The organism is Rhodothermaceae bacterium (assembly GCA_009838195.1).
In the GTDB taxonomy this organism is placed as follows: Bacteria; Bacteroidota; Rhodothermia; order Rhodothermales; family Bin80; genus Bin80.
In genome coordinates this window covers 1-20350 of record VXSC01000029.1, presented here as the reverse complement: position 1 = coordinate 20350, position 20350 = coordinate 1, and the positions used below count along the sequence as shown (strand labels likewise).

At 50.3% G+C, this 20350-nt stretch carries 12 protein-coding genes and 1 tRNA gene; 7 read left to right on the top strand and 6 right to left on the bottom strand.

Going from position 1 to position 20350, the window contains the following annotated elements; translation table 11 throughout:
• Positions 1–414: 414 nt before the first annotated feature.
• From F4Y64_06555 to F4Y64_06545, 3 genes are all read left to right on the top strand, one after another.
• Positions 415–1857 (top strand): arylsulfatase, encoded by a 1443-nt coding sequence (locus F4Y64_06555; protein ID MXX97259.1) that lies wholly within the window; start codon positions 415–417, stop codon positions 1855–1857.
• Between the two features lie 30 nt (positions 1858–1887).
• Positions 1888–2154 carry an ATP-binding protein gene (locus tag F4Y64_06550; protein ID MXX97258.1) on the top strand — a complete coding sequence of 89 codons (267 nt, stop codon included), beginning with the start codon at positions 1888–1890 and terminating at the stop codon, positions 2152–2154.
• Between the two features lie 81 nt (positions 2155–2235).
• Positions 2236–3375, top strand: coding sequence for a hypothetical protein (locus F4Y64_06545; GenBank protein MXX97257.1), 1140 nt, complete (start codon positions 2236–2238; stop codon positions 3373–3375).
• A gap of 367 nt (positions 3376–3742) precedes the next feature.
• Here the strand turns inward: F4Y64_06545 and F4Y64_06540 are convergent, their stop codons facing one another.
• The gene (locus F4Y64_06540; GenBank protein ID MXX97256.1) at positions 3743–6790 is read right to left on the bottom strand and encodes an efflux RND transporter permease subunit; all 3048 of its coding nucleotides are present in this window, start codon (positions 6788–6790) and stop codon (positions 3743–3745) included.
• A gap of 33 nt (positions 6791–6823) precedes the next feature.
• Complete coding sequence (locus F4Y64_06535) at positions 6824–8098, bottom strand: efflux RND transporter periplasmic adaptor subunit (protein MXX97255.1); 1275 nt, start codon at positions 8096–8098, stop codon at positions 6824–6826.
• Positions 8099–8260: 162 nt separating this feature from the next.
• On the opposite strand from F4Y64_06535, the gene F4Y64_06530 reads away from it, so the two are divergent.
• Positions 8261–11524 (top strand): efflux RND transporter permease subunit, encoded by a 3264-nt coding sequence (locus tag F4Y64_06530; GenBank protein ID MXX97254.1) that lies wholly within the window; start codon positions 8261–8263, stop codon positions 11522–11524.
• 23 nt (positions 11525–11547) lie between these two features.
• Here F4Y64_06530 and iolC read toward each other — a convergent pair whose 3' ends face one another.
• From iolC to F4Y64_06510, 4 genes are all read right to left on the bottom strand, one after another.
• On the bottom strand, positions 11548–12552 hold the full coding sequence (iolC, locus tag F4Y64_06525; protein MXX97253.1) for a 5-dehydro-2-deoxygluconokinase: 1005 nt from the start codon (positions 12550–12552) through the stop codon (positions 11548–11550).
• Between the two features lie 105 nt (positions 12553–12657).
• Positions 12658–14016 carry a 3-deoxy-7-phosphoheptulonate synthase class II gene (locus tag F4Y64_06520; protein ID MXX97252.1) on the bottom strand — a complete coding sequence of 453 codons (1359 nt, stop codon included), beginning with the start codon at positions 14014–14016 and terminating at the stop codon, positions 12658–12660.
• A gap of 96 nt (positions 14017–14112) precedes the next feature.
• Positions 14113–14478, bottom strand: a complete 366-nt coding sequence (locus F4Y64_06515) for an HPF/RaiA family ribosome-associated protein (GenBank protein MXX97251.1) — start codon at positions 14476–14478, stop codon at positions 14113–14115.
• Positions 14479–14509: 31 nt separating this feature from the next.
• Positions 14510–16024, bottom strand: coding sequence for a carboxypeptidase M32 (locus F4Y64_06510; GenBank protein MXX97250.1), 1515 nt, complete (start codon positions 16022–16024; stop codon positions 14510–14512).
• Between the two features lie 310 nt (positions 16025–16334).
• Here F4Y64_06510 and F4Y64_06505 point away from each other — a divergent pair.
• The 3 genes from F4Y64_06505 to F4Y64_06495 form a co-directional block, all read left to right on the top strand.
• A tRNA-Thr gene (locus F4Y64_06505) sits at positions 16335–16406 on the top strand.
• 302 nt (positions 16407–16708) lie between these two features.
• Positions 16709–17836, top strand: a complete 1128-nt coding sequence (locus F4Y64_06500; protein ID MXX97249.1) for an AAA family ATPase — start codon at positions 16709–16711, stop codon at positions 17834–17836.
• 867 nt (positions 17837–18703) lie between these two features.
• A partial coding sequence (locus tag F4Y64_06495; protein ID MXX97248.1) for a DUF262 domain-containing protein occupies positions 18704–20350 on the top strand: 1647 nt, incomplete at its 3' end.

Below are 20350 nucleotides of genomic sequence, written 5' to 3'. Positions count from 1 at the left end.
TAGTGAACAATGAGAATCTTCTAGGTTGTATGCCCCCATTCAAATAATTTGGCCTAATGAGGGCTCATGAATATACACGCCTGTTTTTTTCGGTAGACCACCTAAGTGGCCAAATATGGGCATCCACTTCTGGACCACCCGTTCAGTTACTCGGAATGGAAGAATAAACTGAAATTGACCAAACTGGTCAGCGACACCCCCATAAATCGGTCGAAAACGTTAGATTTCAACGAACCGACGGTATGTTGCTGCTAATGTTGGAGCAAATGGAAAATACCCACGCGTTATCAGTAAACGCTAACCCGCCATTTCGGGCAATCATAACCATTGTTCTACGCTAAAGTGCTAATGCCCTACTCCCCCTCGTCAGCCGAAGTCGAACACGTTTTATACCGTTCGGTAACTACACGAATTTTGTTGATCAATGCTCTTTTTTTCCTGCCTTCGGCCCTACTGATCTCCTCCTGCGACCCTGCACCTGACCATCCGAATATCGTTGTGATTTTGGCAGATGACATGGGTTACGGGGATACGGGTGCATACAATTCGGAATCGAAAATTTCGACGCCTCACATAGACCGCCTAGCACGCGACGGTATGCGGTTCACAGATGCCCACTCGCCTAGTGCGGTGTGCACACCGACGCGCTATGGATTGCTTACCGGGCGCTACGCATGGAGAACTCACATGAAGAGAGGAGTCCTCGTTGGATATTCGAAGAGTCTGATAGATACGACAAGGCTGACCTTGCCACGACTGCTGCAGCAGAATGGCTATACGACCGGGGCCGTCGGTAAATGGCACCTCGGTCTGGGATCCATCGAACCCGTCGACTACAATCAACGCCTTGCTCCAGGACCGAATGCGATAGGTTTTGACTATTTCTACGGGATTCCTTCATCATTGGATTTTCCTCCCTACGTATATGTGCATAATGAATGGGTAGTCCAGGCACCGACGGACACAATTGGGCGGAGTGAGCATCGACGACGAGGAGGCGGTGGCTTCTGGCGTGCTGGAGCTATTGCACCTGACTTTGATCACGCGGATGTGCTGCCCGTAACGACATTGAAGGCCGTGGAGTTTATTGATGGTCATGCAGATTCTGCTCCCTTCTTCCTGTATGTACCTCTGTCAGCCCCCCATACACCTTGGCTGCCCGATTCATCGTACATGGGAACCACGGGAGCAGGAATGTATGGTGACTTCGTGGCACAGGTGGACGATGTCGTAGGAGATATATTTAATGCACTGGACCGCAACGATATTGCTGATAAAACGCTCCTCATTGTGACGAGTGACAATGGAGCACATTGGCCCCCCGGTGATGTGGAGCACTATGGACATCGTGCCAATGGGGAACTGCGTGGACAAAAGGCAGACATATGGGAAGGAGGACATCGAGTACCATTCATCGCCCGTTGGCCGGAGAGGGTTGAAGCAGGCGCTGTGAGCGATCAGTTGGTCTCGTTGACCGATCTCATGGCTACTGCCGCATCTATCCTGCAGGTAGAACTTCCACCGGATGCTGCTGAAGACAGCTATGACATTCTGGGGATTCTGCAAGGGACGTCACCCGGACTCCGCACATCTATGGTACAACATTCCCTGAACGGCTTTTTCGCAATGCGTGGCGGAGACTGGAAGCTGATTCCCCACCGAGGGTCTGGTGGATTCTCTGAACCTCGCGACTACATACCGGAGCCTGGAGAACCTGCAGGACAACTGTACAACCTGTCGGCAGATTTCAGCGAGTCGGTAAACCTATATGACGAACATCCAGAAAAAGTGACCGAGTTGGAAGAATTGCTGGAGCAGATCCAGACGAAGGGACACAGCCGCCTCCCTCGACGTTGATGATGCGGAACCTGGGATACACGACCAACAATGAATCCAAAAGGCCTTTCTGAACTGATTGCTCTCGGTGAAGGGTTTACAACTGAGTTCAAACGCTCCAGCACTTCTGGACTCGGACGCGAGATATGCGCCTTTGCCAATGCTACCGGCGGAACGATTCTTCTTGGCGTGGAAGACAATGGCGACCTATGTGGAGTTGCCAATCACAATCGCCTGAAATCCGAAATCCAGTCAATCGCCCGTTCCGCCGACCCTCCCGTTGCGGTGGAAATCGAAAGTGCAGGCGAGGTGCTTTGAGTAAGGGTCCCGGCCCAGCGCAACAAGCCTTACTCCTTTGGAGGAAAGTTTTTTATCCGTCAGGGAGCCAGTAGTCAGCAAATGTCGAGGCAGGAGATCCGAGAGTTCTTCTATAAGGAAGGGCTGATCTATTTCGTCGAAACTCCGTGCGATAAGTTTTCATTGGAGAGAGATTTGGATGGAGAGAACTGGCTCCTATTTCGACGCCGCGCCAAGATTCCCGCTGAGATGGAACCGGTGACTGCGTTGCGTAACCTGCATCTGATCGACGAAAATGGCCGGATGACACACGCTGGCGCTTGGTTGCTGGCCCAAGACATTCGCAAGTTCAATATCAGTGCCGATTTAGCCTGCGCTCTATTCATGGGAACCGACAAAGTGCGCATTCTTGACAGGCGCGACTTCCATGGCGATGTCTATTCGATGATTGAAGACGTGATGGCTTGGATTCTTTCCAAGATCAATATTGAGTACATCATTAAACACGTGAAGCGGGAAGAGCGCCCAGAAATCCCCGAAGAGGCTATTCGTGAGGCGGTTGTCAACGCTCTGGCTCACCGAGACTACCGCTCCACCGCCAATGTACAGATATATCTTTTCACGGATCGGCTAGAGATCGTCAGCCCGGGTGGATTGCCTGCCGGCATGACTGAATCGGACCTTGGTATTAAGAGCATTCCACGCAATCCGCTTTTGTTTGACATTCTGCACCGAATGGATGCTGTTGAAAAGATCGGTTCCGGCATCCGGCGTATTCGTAACCTGTGTCGTGAACATGGGGTTCCTGAGGCCCTGATTGAGGTTTCGGAGTCGTGGGTGAGCATGACTTTTCCCAGAGCGACCGCACAAGTTGATACCAAGTCCGGGCCCAGTCGAGAGCAGGAGACCACCCAAGTCGAGAGCAAGTCTAAGGTAGACCCTAAAATCTTTTCGAACGACGCCTTAAAGCCGCTTGCCAACATATTGGAGGACGTGACCGCACAAGTGACCGCACAAGTTGTCTGGCATTGCAGGGTACCCCGCACGGCGAGGGAGATCATGACCCTGGTAAGATTGACACATCTAAAGACTTTCCGGACAAACTACCTCCAACCTCTACTTGATGCCCGGTGGCTGGAAATGACCGTTCCCGACAAACCTCGCAGCAGCAAACAGAAGTACCGACTGACGGAAAAGGGCCGGGAGTTGCTAAAACAACTAAACGCAAGTTTGCGAAATTAAAGTGGTAATGAGCGAATTTTGCGAGCTTGCGTTGGGAAGATATAACGATCTTGAATACCTGAAAATCTTCAACGATCTGTCATTCACTCTCCGTTTCGTCCATCAATGCTCACCCCCTCGGCGCCTTACCAATTGTCCTCAGCTTCAGGATCACTACAAAAAGAAAACACTTCCAACATTTGCCGATCGTCTTCAACTTCTTTGATCACTCCAACACGTACTTTATCCGCATCCCTAGTACAGCAGGACGACCGTCAGATAAGGCTATAGGGTGCTGGAAAGATGAACACTAACGTAGCGCAAATCAGACAGAAACGTCCTTCTATAGGATTTTGTAAGATACAAGCGGAAGTAAGGAACTACGTAGCTATTTCATGCGGGCGAGGATGCTGTAGAGCACCGGAACGATAAAGAGGGTCAGCACGGACGCGCTAGTTAGGCCACCAACGATCGCAATAGCCAGTGGTGCACGCAGCTCCGCCCCCTGACCAAAACCCATCGCCAACGGCAATAACCCCAGAACCGTTGTGATGGTCGTCATGAGGATCGGCCGTACACGATCATGTCCCGCAGCCATAATGGCCTCGCGGATCGGTATGCCTGCGGCGCGCCGCTGATTGATGAAATCAGTCTTGATAATTGCATCATTCACCACAATTCCAACGAGTACCACGGTTCCCATGAGGCTCATCAGATTGATCGACTGCCCCGTGAGTCCAAGGACAAAAGCAACTCCCGCTGCTGCCAATGGCACAGAGATCAGAATAATGAGCGGCTGAATCAGGTTTTCGAACTGCGCTGCAAGAATCAGATACACGAGCAATAAGCTCAGTGCCAAACTCAAAGCTACACCAAACAAACTTTGTTGAAATACCTCCACAGAGCCGCCCACACGGCTACGTACTGTGATTGGTAATGTCCTACTTGTTACATCGGTGACTGCACCCATTGCCCGCCCCAGATCATATCCCTGCCCAATGTCGGCTGTGAGTCGGACAACGGAAGACTGTTCCACCCGCACAAGCGCCGCAGGCAGGGGGATTGATTCTGCTGTTACAAAAGTCCCGATGGGCATTAAGCCATCACGTGCAGGAATTTGTTCGGCCAACAGCCGCTCAATCGAATCAATATGACGTGAGCGCAATACAATCGGGACCTCCTCATTCACGGTTTTAAGGGTCGTAGCTTCACTTCCCCGAGCACCGGCCTCAAGATATGAGGTCAACGTTCTGGCATGAACACCGTAACGGTTCATCATGTCTCGCTTGAAGGTCAATTGGTAGGTTGGCACGGAAGCGGCATCCGTACGTCGTACATTCACCAATTCCGGGCGCGCCTCCAACAACTGCTGGACACGCCCGACAACCTGTTCTGCATCACGGCGATCTTCACTAACCAGATCAATCAGCAGATCCGCATCACTGACAGTCAATAACTGCTCTAATTGCGTCTCAACACGCTGTGCCTTGATTGAGACATCATCCGGCAAATCCATTGATTGCACGGCCAACAGTACCTCCTCCGCGTTTTGCCCTGGGGGTAACAACAAAGTAATATCGCCCTCGTAAGGTGGCCGCGGATCCAGATCCAGACGCGCCTGATCCCGCTCTCCCAAATCTGCAAGCACTCGGTCTGCCCATCCTCTGGCTTTGGCCTGCGATTCAATCTCGGAGGCGCGCAATGCTATCATGGTTAGGTCTGCATCGGTCGGCAACGTAATCCGCACATCTACACGCCCCTGTTCCGTCTCGGGGATCACCTCGCGAGGTAAATTTGAAATCAATAAACCCGCACCCATGAGTAATAGAGTACAGAACATCATGACGGTCCAACGATGATCCAAGCTCCAAGAAAGGGCCTGCCCATACCGGGTCAATAGCCTTGATCCAGCATGAGACTTATAGACGGGCCGATCGGCAGTCTGCCTTTCACGGGATACGATGAGTGGGACCACGGTTAACGCCACGAGTAACGACGCCAAAAGCGAACAGACAACCGCCAGAGATTGATCTCTGAAGAGCCTGCCTGCCAGACCTTCTACCAGCGTGATCGGCAGAAAAACTGCAATCGTGGTTAATGTGCTTGCGGTAATCGCCCCTGCCACCTCTGATGCACCATTACGTGCGGCTTGTAATGGTGACTGCCCCTGCTCACGTAATCGGGCAATGTTTTCAATGACAACAATGGCATTATCAACGAGCATCCCTGCACCTAATGCCAACCCACTGAGCGAAATTAAATTGAAGGTGACATCCAGGGGTTCGAAAAAGACCAGTGTGACCGCTATAGAAAGCGGTACCGCCACAGCGGCAGCCAATAGAGCCCGCAGCCGCTTCAGGAATGCAAACAAAACGAGGATGGCCAGCAGTCCACCTAGAAGCACGGCCTGGGTCACACCTCCAATGGCCGCCTGAATAAACTCGCTCTCATCAACTACGACGTCAAGAGAAATCTGCTCATATTCTTCTTCCAATTCGGCTAAGACCGTACGGATTTCTTCCACGGCCCGAACGATATTCGCATCTGCCTTACGCTCAACAAGCAACAGCAGCGTTTCCGCACCATCAAGTCGAACCAGTCCACGCCGCTCCGCTACTCCATCGCGTACTTGGGCCACATCCCGGAGTCGGATTGGCGTGTTGTTTCGTGTGGAAATAACCGTTTGAGCGATATCCTCCGTGTCTTTGAATTCTCCGCTAATCTCGACCGGATAGCGGAACGGTCCACGCCGAATGACACCCCCCTGCAGTGCCACATTTGACCCTTCAAGCTCACCTGCGATTTGGCTGAGGCTGATCCCGTACGCGAGCTTCTGATCTGGATCAATCTCAACCTCGATCCGGCGCTCAAAACCTCCCGTTACCTGAACGCGTGCGACATCGCTGAGCTGCTCTAGTCGGCGTGCAATCAAATCCCGGCCAACACGCTTGAGTTCGACCAGGTCCTCCGGGCGATCACTGCCTTGCTGGTCTGCTCTGTTACGAAGTGCGATCACCATAATGGGACGATCCCCTGGATCAAGATGAAGAACCGCGGGTCTTGATGCCTCTCTTGGAAACGTGTCTCCCAGCCGATCAAGGTTCTCCCGAACATCCAGTAATGCCAGATCTAGGTTCGAATTCCACCCAAACTGCATGTGCACAAGACTCCCCCCGAGCAAAGTGCGTGACGTCACCCGTGTAAGACCGGCCGTTCCAGCAACCGCTTGCTCAATCCGTTCGGTTACTGCTCGTTCGACTCTGTCTGGCGGCACATCAGGATAGCTGGTCCATACCACCAACCCGGGATAGCGCAAATCGGGAAGCAATGCCACAGGTAATCGCACATAAGCAACGACTGCCAAAACCAGCAGCAGAGCATAGAATGCCGTAACGGCAACAGGGCGATTCAGGCAGGAGAAGATGAAGGATTTCATACCTGATCAAGATAGGCCAGTTGAAGTAAAGCTTTAACGAAGCCCTAGCTCCACCACTCTGGTGACTTCCACGGGGACGTCATGTGCTAATGCGTAGTTTCCCTGGACGACCAGGGAATCACCTGGCTCCACGACACTGGGGGGATCTCCGCCAATAATCTCTGTAAAATTGCCGGAACGCTCTCCCACAATCACGTACATCCAGTACGACCGGCCCCCTCTAACCAGGAAGACAACTTCCCTGCCCTGCCGAACAATGACGGCTTCAGACGGGGCAACCATCCGATCCTGCAAACGATTCGTTTCCAACGCGACATCCGCGTACAGGCCGGAAACAAGTCGGCCACCTGGATTTCGAAGTGCTACAGTAATGCGTCCGGAACCGGTCTTGGGATCTACAGAAGGATTCACCGCATGCACATAGCCCTGGAACACTTCATCACTGTAGCTTGGCACAACCACATTCGCAGTAACCCCGGGAGTAACATGCACCAGATCTCCCTCAAGAACATCAACGGATACTTTCATCCGGTCATCTTGAAGCAGCGTGAGAAGATGAGTACCCATTCCTACATGTTGCCCCTCCTCCACTTGAAGATCCGCAACCCGGCCGTTAAAAGGGGCAATGACCTGTGTACGCTCCAATTGCAAGCGTGCCTGCTCTACCTCTTGTTCCTGCTGAGTTAAGTTGGTATACACGGCTGTTACAGCTTCGCGCTGATTCCCGGCCAACACATCCATCGCTTCAAAATGGCGACGCACATTATCAAGTTCCGTCTGTGTGATTGACCCTGCTGCAAACGCCTCCTCTGCGGCTTTCAACCGGACCCTGGCCTCTGCAAGCTTTGTTGTATCCGCTGCCTCCACCTCCCCGGCATTGCTGATTTGGACTGCATAATCTGCGCGTGCCCTCAGAAGAGCTGCTTCGGCTGCGGAAAGACGAATTTTCAGTTCACGATCATCGAGGCGCATTAAAACCTGCCCAGCCTGTACACGCTGCCCTTCTTCTACCGGCCGCTCAAGAATTAACCCACTGACCTCCGCACTGATTTTGGATTCACGCCATGGTGCCAGATGCCCAGTTGCCTCTGCACGGAGAGGAAATTCTCCCCGCTCCAATACCAGGACTTCAACGGGAGCACGCGCAGGTTCCGGTTCCTCGGTCAATTCCCGATCGTCCTCTGCTTCCTCGCCAAAGACGGCAGGCCAGACTCCGTATAAGATCAGGCCGGTTGTTGCCAATGCCAGAACCAAGCCGAAAATGTGCCATGGCTTAATTCTACGCGATGAACGGGATCTATCCGACATATACTAAAGAATGATTCCTGATAGAACAACTAAGACAATAAACGTGCCGGAGGTTTAAGGAATTGCGTAAAACGAACTAAATCTCTATTGCTCTCTAGGCAGGAACTCTACTATCTTTAGCACCGTTGGTTCAGCGTACTGGACTACTCCAATTGATCCTTCATGCTCAGTAAGAGTGCAGCAGGTCTTCTTAAACGGCCCATCGCTGTGATTTCCTGGTGTACTGCCATCATCCTCGCCGGGATCTGGGCTGCTTCGGATATTCCAATTGAGTACTCTCCCAAAACGGAACTGCCCCGCGTGAGTGTACGAGCGATTTGGCCGGGAGCCTCACCAAGACAGGTAGAGAGGTATGTCACTGCACCCATTGAACGCGAAATCCAAACGGTCCCAGGAATTGCTGAAATCAACAGCATCTCATCCGAAGGCCAATCCCACATACAAATCCAGGTGGATGAGGATGTCGACCTGGGCACTTTCACTACGCAGATCGGAGAAAACCTGACCCTGCTCAGAGATCGGCTGCCCGAAAACGTTTCTCCCCGCCTGACCAAGCAAATCCCGGAAGCATTTCGTGACGTTCAGGGATTTATGACCTTACGGTTGATCGGCCCCTACAGCCCGGATGAACTCAGAAAAACAGCCGATGAGCTCCTGAAGCCCAAGTTCGAGAGTCTACCTGGCATTGATTTGGTTGAAGTTACCGGTGGTAGTGAACGTGAGCTCTTGATTTCATTGGAACCGGACCGGCTTGACGCCTACGGAATTGAGTACGGTTATGTGATGGAACAGGTGAGTTCGTCATTGCGCGATCATGTTTTCGGTCGAATGGATGCCCGGGGCCGAGGGCATCTGATGATGAATCGACCAGAGCTTGACCTGAATAACCTGTCTTCCATTATTGTCAATCAAAGCAGGCCAGGGGATCTTCCTGTCCGGCTAGATCAGGTTGCCAACTTGGAACTGGGTCCCGCACCCCGTCTCAGTATTCGACGCATTGACGGACTTAATGCCGTAGCTCTGGATCTAGAGCGTACTCGTGGGTCTCATATCATCGATGTTGCGGAGACAGTCTATGATCGAATTGAGGATATACGGGATTCTCTGCCGGAAGGAGGTAGACTGCTGGTGGTCCTAGATCGCACTGAAGATGTCCGGGAATTACTGGATGACTTGACTTTACGTGGCGGGATCGGACTCATCCTGGTGACCCTCGTGCTGCTCTTCATGCTCAAAAGCGTACGAGCGACCGTCATTGTGCTATTCAGCGTTGCTGTGGCCCTTGCACCTTCGCTTGCACTGTTCAGGTTCTTTGATCTATCTCTAAACATCATTACACTCGCAGGGCTGGTCCTGGTGTTCGGCCTCCTCATTGATAACAGTGTCATCGTTGTTGAACAGCTCCTTCTGCAACAACAAAAACTCCTTGCACGCGGAATGCGGGGACTGGAGTTGCATGTCGCACGCACACAAGCAGCCTTGAAAGCGGTCTGGCTACCACTACTAGGAGGTACACTGAGCACGATAGCGGTCATGCTTCCACTGGTTTATCTGAGCGGAGATTTGCGTGATTTGTTTTTGCCTTTTGGAGTCTTGGTGAGTATTACGCTTCTGATTTCGTTAATCAGTGCGATCGCTTTTGTGCCGGTGGTAGTGCGTTTTTTGCCGCCGAAAGTTGAAAAACCAGAATGGAAGTGGCTCAGGCGAACGGTTGCCATACCCTACCGTCTAGTTGCACGCTTTCCCAAAAGCACGTTGATCGCCTTGATTTTGCTGCTCGGGGTTCCAATATGGAAACTCCCCATGCAATTTAACGAGCCTCGGTTGGGATGGTCAAGCGAGGTTAGGGAGCGTTTTGCGAATCTCTATAATACTTCGTTGGGGGCTCCTATCGTCCAGAATGCCAGAGAATACATCGATCCACTGACGGGCGGTGTCCTGCGGCCTTTCTTTCGAACCGTGTCCTTCTATAAACCCTGGAGTTACCCTGAACGCCAAAGCATCTATGTGAGATTAGGCTTTCCTAAGGGAAATACCATTGAACGAAGCGATTCACTCATTGCGAACTTTGAACAGATGGCCCTGGCAGAAGAGAGTGTATATCGAACCGATGTGAGGATCAGTGAAGACTATGCCTACTTAAATATTGAGTTCGAAAAGGGCTCCTTAGCAACCCCAGGCCCCTATATTCTCCAACAGAGATTGGTTGGACGTGCCATTTTACTTGGAGGCATGACCGTATCTGTGAGTGGAATTATTCCCGAAACATCATATTACAGTGGGGGAGGTGGGGGAATCGGTGGAGCAAGCGTACGCCTGTATGGTCCCAACTATGAAGATCTGGATTTGCTCGTTCATCAGTTTGGAGACTTTGTGAAACGTAGAAGTCGTCGAGTTCAGGGGGTTGATCTGAACGCGATGGGGAGTTCATGGATTCGAAGCCAGGCCCGCCAAGTACTCCAATTTGAATGGACTGCAGATGCGACCGCAAGGACCGGGGCGGATGCCTACTGGATTAATCATCGCATGCGGCCTTACTTCGAAACAACACATCCTCGCTGGCGAGCTGACATAGCGGGAGATTCACGAATCCCCATTCGTCTCATCGTCAATAATGCTGCGAGTCTTGACGTTGACCGTATTACGCAACGCCCCCTAGTGGTCGGCGACAGCTCTCTTCTCAGACTCGCAGGAGTAGCTGATTACAAAATCGTTGAGATGGCGGCGGAAATTGAACGGGAAGATCAACAGTATGTACGGCGAATCAGTGTGGATTTCCGTGGTCCGTTCGACATGAGGCGGAGGTTTATCGAAAATGCACTAGCTTCATTCCCCCTTCCTCCCGGATATCGAATTGAAGATGGATCCGGCTATTTTTTCACTGAAGAGACCAAGCGTGCGTTCAGTTGGGTGTTTGCAGCAACCATCTTACTTGTGTTCCTGGTCACTGCATCCGTGTTTGAGTCCTGGCGTCTACCTCTGGTCGTCATGCTGAGCGTTCCACTTGCAGCAGTAGGGGTCTGTCTCGGCTTCATAATCACCGAGGCCAGCTTCGTGGAAGGTGCCTTAATTGGAAGCGTACTTTTGATCGGGATTGCCGTGAACGACAGCATTCTTTTAACGGATCGCTTCCGGCAATTACAGCTTGCCCGCCCCCATGGGACGCCCTCCGTCTTGGCCCGCTTAGCGGTTCGTGAACGATTGCGTCCAATGTGGACAACAACCTTGACCAGTGGTGCGGCGATGCTACCCCTCCTGGTTTTTCCAAATAATGATGATTTTTGGATTGGCCTGGCGGTCACGGTCACGGCAGGACTTCTGGCATCTACACTGCTGTCTCCTCTGGCTTCCGTTGCCATGCTGTCTCTCTTCAAACGGAAACCACTGCCAAGTAGCAGTGACGCAGTTGCGCCGGAACTCGCGTAATGGGCAGATGTATTCGGACTAGGCTATAAGCCCCCGTGCGGAGCAGTCATTGCCTTGACTTCTTCAAGAGTGGGCATAAAGTTGGCACATCCATGCTTGGTCACAACTATTGCACCACAGGCATTAGCGAGACGGACGGCACGAACACAGGGCCAGCCTTTGACCAGCCCGTAGATAAACCCTGCCGCAAACGCATCGCCAGCCCCAAGAATATTCTGCACTTCGACGGGAAAACCTGGCACTTCAACCGGTGCCACTCCCCTCTCATGGATCCGTGCGCCCTCCGCCCCGCACTTTTCGATCACGAGTCGGGGACCGAGGTCTAACAGAGTAGAGACCGCACGATTCACATCCCCTTCCACACGGGCATCCGATACCTGTTGGTCGATAAGTTGAACCTGGTCAGGGTTTTCCAGCACTGCCGCGTTGATTTCATCCTGGGTGCCGATAACGATCTCTACACTACGCAGGGCCGTTCGAATTGAAACACCAAAGTCCCGGGCGTCATGCCACTGATCTGGACGAAAATCAAGGTCAAGAATGACGGACACGCCAGACTCATTGGCCTGTTTTGCCGCATACAACGTCGCACTCCGACTGGGTTCCTGGGCCAGGTTCGTGCCCGCAAACTCAAAGACACGCGCCTGCGTGATCGGAACCGCCCGGACATCATCAACACTCAGTGCATTGTCCGCACAGTTGTCCCTGTAATAGACCAGCGGGAAACGATCCGGTGGCTCAATCCCCAGGATGACAGCGCTCGTACGCCGATTGGGTTTCCGGGGAATGTATTTTGTTTCCACCCCCTCGTCCTTCAGGAAGTCCAGTATAAAGTCTCCAACTGGATCTTCGCCGACTGCGGTAAGCAGTGCGACATTCAAGCCGAGGCGACATGTGCCTACAGAAATGTTCGTTGGCGAGCCTCCCACATAGGCGGCGAAGCTGGATATCTGCGAAAATGGCGCCCCTATATCGTTCGAATACAGATCAATGGAGGAGCGCCCCATTGCAATCAAATCATACTGCATCCAAATACTTGATCAAGTTCATCGGGCAAAGGAACAGATTATTCCCGGCAGGTGCATAAAGAAATTGATTCTGGCAATCACTCTATGGACCACACTTCCGAGGCCCTAGGCACTCTCCATATTTTGGTACTTCTCCGCAATCCGCAGGGCCATCTCCAATGATTGACTCACATTCAATCGGGGATCTACCGTCGAATGATAGCGCTGGTTAAGATCTTCTTCCTCTACACCGCTTGCTCCTCCGACACATTCTGTAACGTCCTCTCCCGTCAGTTCAAAATGAACACCTCCCAAAATGGTTTTCATGCGAGCATGCATATCAATCACTGCTTCCAGCTCAGCTAAGATGTTTTCAAACTTTCGTGTCTTTATTCCACTGGCTGCCGTTTCTGTATTTCCATGCATTGGATCACAGCACCATAGCACATTCAACCCTGCACCCCGAACAGCCTCTATTAAACGTGGCAAGGCATCCTCGACTTTTGCAGCTCCCATCCGCGTGATCATGGCTAGCCGCCCAGGATCATTCAGAGGATTCAAAAAACGCGCTAGAGGAATCAGGTCACTGGGGGCCATGTCATGGCCGATCTTAATTCCAACCGGGTTGCGTATTCCTCGCATGTACTCTACATGTGCACTATCTGCAAAGAGCGTCCGTTTCCCAATCCAGGGCATATGTGTTGATAGGTTGTAGATTGCATTGGCATGCGTAACCTCTCTCGTGAACACTTCCTCATAAGGAAGATGGAGCGCCTCATGGCTCGTATAGAAGGTGACACGCCCCAATCCGCCAATCGGATGATCCGATACTGTTTTAGCAAAATCCAACGCTCTGTGAATCTTGCTAATAATTGTTTGATAGCTCTGGATATAAGGTGCTCCTTGAGCGAAACTCAGGTTCCAGTTTTCTGCATTATGAAGATCCGCAAAACCCGCATCTGCCAATGCACGGACAAGGTTGAGTTGAACTGCAGAGCAGTAATATGCCTGCATGAGGCGCTGAGGATCTGGTATCCGGGCTTCTGCGGTAAATGCAGGTGCATTAATATTATCTCCCCGATACGAAGGGAGCGAGACTCCATTGCGGGTTTCATGTGAATCACTCCGAGGTTTCGCATACTGACCGGCAAAGCGTCCAACCCGGAGGACCGGCATCTGTAAGCCATAGATCAAAATTACACTCATCTGGAGCAGAATCTTGAGCCGGTTTTTGATTAGTTCCACTGTGCAATCCTCAAATCGCTCTGCACAGTCTCCACCCTGAAGAAGGAATCTACGCCCGGCAGCAGCCTCTGCGAGCTGGTTACGCAAGGCTTCAATCTCCCAAGAAGTAACCAGAGCCGGCTGTTGACTTAACTGATTGAGTATGCTTGCAAGTTGCTCCTCATCCGTATAGACAACCTGTTGAATGGCATTCTTTTTTCGCCAGGATGCGGGGGACCAGTGTGAAAGCAAGTCTTCCATCTGTTTTAGTTGTGGCTCTTCGATAAACGAAACGGGGTCATCCGGTGGGGATGACTATTTCGACAGCAAGATATTGGTCAGAAATGAAGGTTTGGCCTAAATTGCACGGGCTGTTCGATGACGATCACGCATGCGCTCACGTTGTTCGCGAATCTGGCGTCCAACCGCCTCAAGAGCCTCACTCACTGCTAAGCGAACAGAAGACTGTGTCCGGGATGCTGCAATATTTGCTGGCTTACAGTAGACCACCAGGCGGGCCTTATACTCCGCGTGCTTATTGGCTCCACTGACACACTCTATGGCTACGGAAGCACCGGCAATATCGCGGTGACCACGCGCCAACTTATGAATTCGTGTTTCAATCGCATCTCTGTCCCGCTGACTAAGATGTGCACCCTCTGCATAAAACTCAATCGCAAATTTGGGTGAGTTGGTGCCTCCGCTAACTGTGTTGGATGTCATGTAATATTATTTAGTGGGTGATGGATATAACCTAAGGCAGATTCCCGTAAATAGCACTATACTTTTGACGTATGTATTCAAGCCAGGAATCTGCGCTGATAGTTCCGTTTGTGAGCCATTCGATGATTTCAGTGGCTGACAACTTGCGCCCCCAATGATACACATTCGTTTGTAACCATTCACGAAGAGGGTTAAACTCTCCCCGCGCAATCTGATCATCAAGGTCTTTTAGTGTGGACTTGGCTTGTGTAAATATCTGAGCAGACATTAGATTCCCCAGCGCATACGTAGGAAAGTACCCGATTGCTCCCAATGCCCAGTGTATATCCTGAAGAACCCCCTCTGTATCACTTTCTGGCTGGATCCCCAGATACCCTTCCATTCGATCAAACCAGAGCCCAGGCAGCTCCTGCACGGATACGTTTTCCCCCAGGAGCATCATTTCAAGCTCGAATCGAAGCATGATGTGCAAATTATAGGTTACCTCATCTGCTTCTACACGGATCGGAGAGGGGCTGACACGGTTAATCGCCTGATAAAACTCCCCCACCGAGACGTCGCTTAATTGCCTTTTGAAGCGCTGTTGTAAATCACGATAGTAACACCTCCAGAACGCCTCGCTTCTGCCGACCTGATTTTCCCAAAGCCGGGATTGCGATTCATGAATTCCGAGTGATGTCCCCTGGGCAAGAAACGTGCCTTCAAGCTTTGGATCAATGCCTTGTTCATACATGCCATGCCCCGCTTCATGTAAAGAACTGAAAAGACCCGAGACTAAATTACGTTCGTGGATTCGTGTCGTCAAGCGTACATCGTTTACAGAGAATGAGGTGCTAAATGGATGTATGGATGTATCCTGGCGCCCCCGCTGGAAATCAAATCCGATATCCCGAAGAATTTCCATCCCAAAGTCCCACTGGATATCCGCATCATAAGAGAAGTTGAGGAACGTGTTGTCAGGCTGCGGAGCTTCTGAAATTGCCTGCACAATCGGGACCAGTGACGCGCGTAAATCCTCGAAAAGATATTTTACCTGGGCTGACGTAGCATCAGGTTCATATTCGTCTAAAAGTGCGTCATACGGATGATCCGAGTAGCCAATTGCCTCGGCCTTCTGAATACAGAGTCCAATAACTCTTTCCAAGTCATCTGTAAACTTGCCAAAGTCATTTTCACTGAACGCCTGTGCCCATGAGCCTTTCGCTTTGGATGTGACCTCGGCAATTTCACCCACTAGATCAGGAGACAATTTACAGGCACGGGAAAAATCACGCTCAGTGACACGCAAAAGACTCGCTTGAAACCCCATAGGGTCCTCATCTACCCCATTCAAACGCTCCAGCAACTCGCCTGTACGATCCCGAATGAATATCTCGTGTGATGTTGAATAGAGTGTTGCAACCTGCTGGGATCGCGCCTTTGCTGACCCTATCGGCATGTAGGTCTCCTGATCCCACTCCAGCAGTGACGCAGCAGCTCGAAGATCGCATACAGTACGAACAATTTTGAGCAGCTCCTCAAAATCAGATTCGCGTGTCGAATGCATAGAGTAAATAAATTGACGCTGCAGAATTGATCAAATATATAACATTCTCCGTGGATTCAGTCAAGGGTTTTGACAGTACTCCAAGGAGATATGCCCATGCCTTGGCGAAGTCTCTCAATGATTGATCACTCATATATTGGGACGGCCTTGCGCTACCGACAGATCACCCCAGAATTACCGCCTTGGTTTCGGAGTACACCACAAAAAGAAAGATTTCTGAGTAATACGGGAGGCTTTGGCTACTTGATTTGTTGTAGTCACTCTACAGTTTAGAAACCAGTCCCCTTACTGTGCGTGAAACCCGCCCTATGCCAACGTAGCTCAGTGGTAGAGCAGCTCACTCGTAATGAGCAGGTCGCCGGTTCAAGTCCGGCCGTTGGCTCCCAACGAGAACGCCTCAAATGATGCCGTCAAAGCTAATTTTGGGGCGTTCTTATTTGAGCCCTATCTGGAGCCAAGTAAGTCCTGCCCAAAATATGCCCAGAAGCTTTCCACCGCATATCTTGCAAGAAATCGAACAGAAGTTTGGCAAGTCTATATTTCCTAAGGTTTTTATCTTAGGCTGAACCTTCTGAGGAGTCCGCATACACATCGCGGATGGTCGTTTTTCCGAACCACCATAGAGGATGTGCAAGTGCTGGAGCCTCGTGCACGCCCCTCTTTATTGAAAGGGTACGACAGTACATGCCAGAACTCACTCATATAAAGCTCAAGGGGTTTAAGTCCATCAAGGAGCTTGATCTTAGATTGGGGTCTATCAACGTACTGATTGGTTCTAATGGAGCAGGAAAGAGCAACTTTATCAGTTTCTTCCGGATGCTGAATGAATTGATTGAAGGACACCTTCAGCTGTTCGTTCGTCGTTCCGGTGGTGCAAATGCGACGCTGCACCACGGTACGAAAGTGACCAATAGCATCGATGCAGGGTTATACTTTGGTCGTAACGGCTATGAGATCCAACTCACACCAACTGAAGACGACAGGCTAGTGTTTAGAGAAGAAATTTTATACTTCACCAAAACAGGATCGAAAATTCCTCACAGAGAAAGATTAGGAAGGGGACACAAGGAGGCTCTTGCCCCCGAAAACGATGAAGAATCGGGGTACCGCGTGGTTGACTATGTTGTGCCTGCGCTCCGCTCTTGGAAAGTATATCACTTCCATGATACTAGTTCGACGGCTCGTATTAAGCGAACAGGTGACCTTCACGACAATGATCGATTGGAGCCTGATGCAGGTAATTTGGCGGCTTTTCTCTACACGTTGCAAGAGAGACATTCCCGGAACTATGAGTTGATCCGAGGTGCAGTGCGTCGAATTTTCCCGAGATTCAGGGATTTTGCATTGCGTCCCAGTCCACTCAATCCGGAAAAGATCCGCCTTGAATGGCAGGAGCACGGCTCGGATTACCGATTCGGGCCACACCAGCTTTCTGACGGAACACTACGGTTCATAGGTTTAGCAACGCTTCTATTGCAACCAGATTTGCCTTCTACAATTCTGATCGACGAACCAGAATTAGGAATGCACCCAAGAGCCTTGACTGTCTTGGCTGGATTGGTGCGCAGCGCATCAAGTCGCACCCAGCTTATTCTCACAACGCAGTCCGTATCCTTCCTTGATGAGTTTGAGCCTGAAGACATCATCACTGTCGAACGAAGAGGTTCAACTGCCCTGTCGGTAGGTGACTTGCGTGACGGATTGGGGGAATCGGTATTTAGAAAGCACGATGGTGAATCCCTAGGAGAATGGTTGGATGCGTACTCTCTTGGTGAGCTTTGGGAGATGAATGTCCTTGGGGGACGACCATGATTCATGTGAATGTCGTGGTTGGGGGACAAACCAATGGTGAATTGTCCAACTCTTTATTCGGCGTATTTGATCGGTGGATATCGTGCGTTTTCGAACGTAAGCTAACCGCTATTAACTCTCCATAACAAGGTCAATCCACACTTGGAAAACCTATGCGAACGTGATCCAGCTCCAAACCCAAGTGTACCAAACGGCTAATGTATGCTGCGCTAATGCGTGCCTCTGGTCTATATATCTAGATCAAACAGCTAGAAGCGTGCATGATTTGAATCCAGAATCTCCCCGTTCCGCCATATCAAACAGTGATTATGCTTCCGATGGAACTTGTATACACCTCCTACCACGAAATTAATTACTGTTCAGGGGCCAGTTTCCTGCGATATCAGATCCCCAGCTGCCTCAAACAAATAAGTTCGCTCCCCAATTGAATATATCTACCAAGATGGCGAACACGCCCACTGCGATCGGTACACCAAAATCAACCCCAATTAGCCAATCTATACCACTGAGTCAGGCATCCATAGATTCCTTCTGTGCTTTCAAGGTTTCATTGAGGATATCTAGTTCAGAATCAAAATTTGTAGTCGCTATCTCTTTTTGAATTTCTGCGAATTCCAGTGTTCGGCTTCCCCCAACTTCAAAGTCTTGATCAACTTCCTCAAAAACGAGAAAGCGCGGGTGTCAGATTTTCTGAAAATGTCTTAATGCCTGCAATGATTCGCTTGAACGAAATTCAACGAAACAGTCCCAAATTTCAAATTGACAAATGTATCTATATAAGGTATGGACGATAGCCTCTGCAACGTACGATAAAACTGAATGGTTTTACTGGTGTTTACTCGGATGCAAAATAAAGTATAACATCTCATGGCTATACAACAACAATATTCTGTCACTTCTTATACGATAGACACCTTACTGAATTGGGTGAAGACACAAAATATTGCAATTCCCGAAATCCAGCGTCCTTTTGTATGGGATTCAACACAAGTGCGTAATCTACTTGACTCACTGCATCAGGGTTACCCAATCGGCTACTTGATTTCTTGGCGCAATCCTTCAATCAAACTAAAGGATGGCACTTTTTCTAACGGAAAACGCATCTTGATTGACGGTCAACAACGAGTTACCGCGCTCATGGCGGCACTTCTAGGGCACACTGTACTTACCAAAGATTATAAATCAGTTCGAATTCGCATCGCATTCAATCCTTTGGAAAAACGCTTCGAGGTATGCAATCCGGCCATTGAGAAAGACCGTGCCTGGATTAATGACGTTGCCGCTATCTTTGATCCTAACTTGGATCTATTTGAGCTGGTTCATACTTATACTGCCTCTAATGAGAATACCTTGCCAAAGGACATCAACCGAGCAATCCTAGAGGTTATCAAAATCGTCAATAATCAGGTCGGAGTCATTGAACTGGATGAGAAACTTGATATTGACAAGGTAACTGAAATTTTTATCCGTGTGAACTCAGCTGGCACTCCTCTCTCACAGGCAGACTTCGCAATGTCAAAAATCGCGGCAAATGAAACCCACGACGGCGGACTCTTACGTAAGGCCATAGACTACTTCTGTCATCTGGCAATCGCACCTGGATCCTATACGGATATCAAAAAAGATTCCAGCTTTATAAGTTCTTCGTTTTGGCCAAAAATGACTTGGCTTAAGGATGTAAACGACGATCTGTACGATCCAACCTACACCGATATGCTACGGGTGGCGTTCACCTCAAAATTTAAGCGTGGCAAACTGCAGGATCTGGTCTCCCTTCTATCTGGCCGTAATTTTGAGACGCGCGAGTATGAGGAGGTAATTGTAGAGGATACTTTCAATCGATTGAAGGAAGGTGTCTCTGACTTCATGAATAAGACCAACTTCGATCGACTGACCATGATTCTACGCTCTTCAGGATTCCTCACATCTAGGATGATCCGTAGTCAGAATGCTGTAAACTTTGCCTTCATTATTTACTTGCAGGGGCGTGAAGAAGGACTCCCCCCATCTGAAGTTGAGAGCTTGATCCGTCGATGGTATGCGATGTCGATCCTCACTGGACGTTATTCAGGAAGTCCAGAAAGCATGTTTGATCTCGACATCCGCCAGATCATCACTCAAGGATTACGCCCTTATGTGGAGTCCACCATTGAAAACGAACTTCCTGAGACCTATTGGACAGGAATGCTGCTTCAAGGCATGGAAACTTCTAGCTCGACAAGCCCCTATTTTATTGCCTATCAAGCGGCACAGGCATTCCATGGTGATAAAGGATTTCTCTCAACTACGATCTGTGTCCGAGACCTACTACTCAACCGCGGAGACCGTCATCATGTATTCCCGCGGAGGTATCTGATGAAGCAGGGACTCACCCGTGGGCGTTACAATCAAATCGCAAACTACGTAATGACCCAGAGCGAAATCAACATTGCTATATCCGACACACCGCCAAAAATCTTCTTCCCTGGTATAGTAGGACGGCCGTCAGATAAGGCTACGGGGCGCTATGTATTT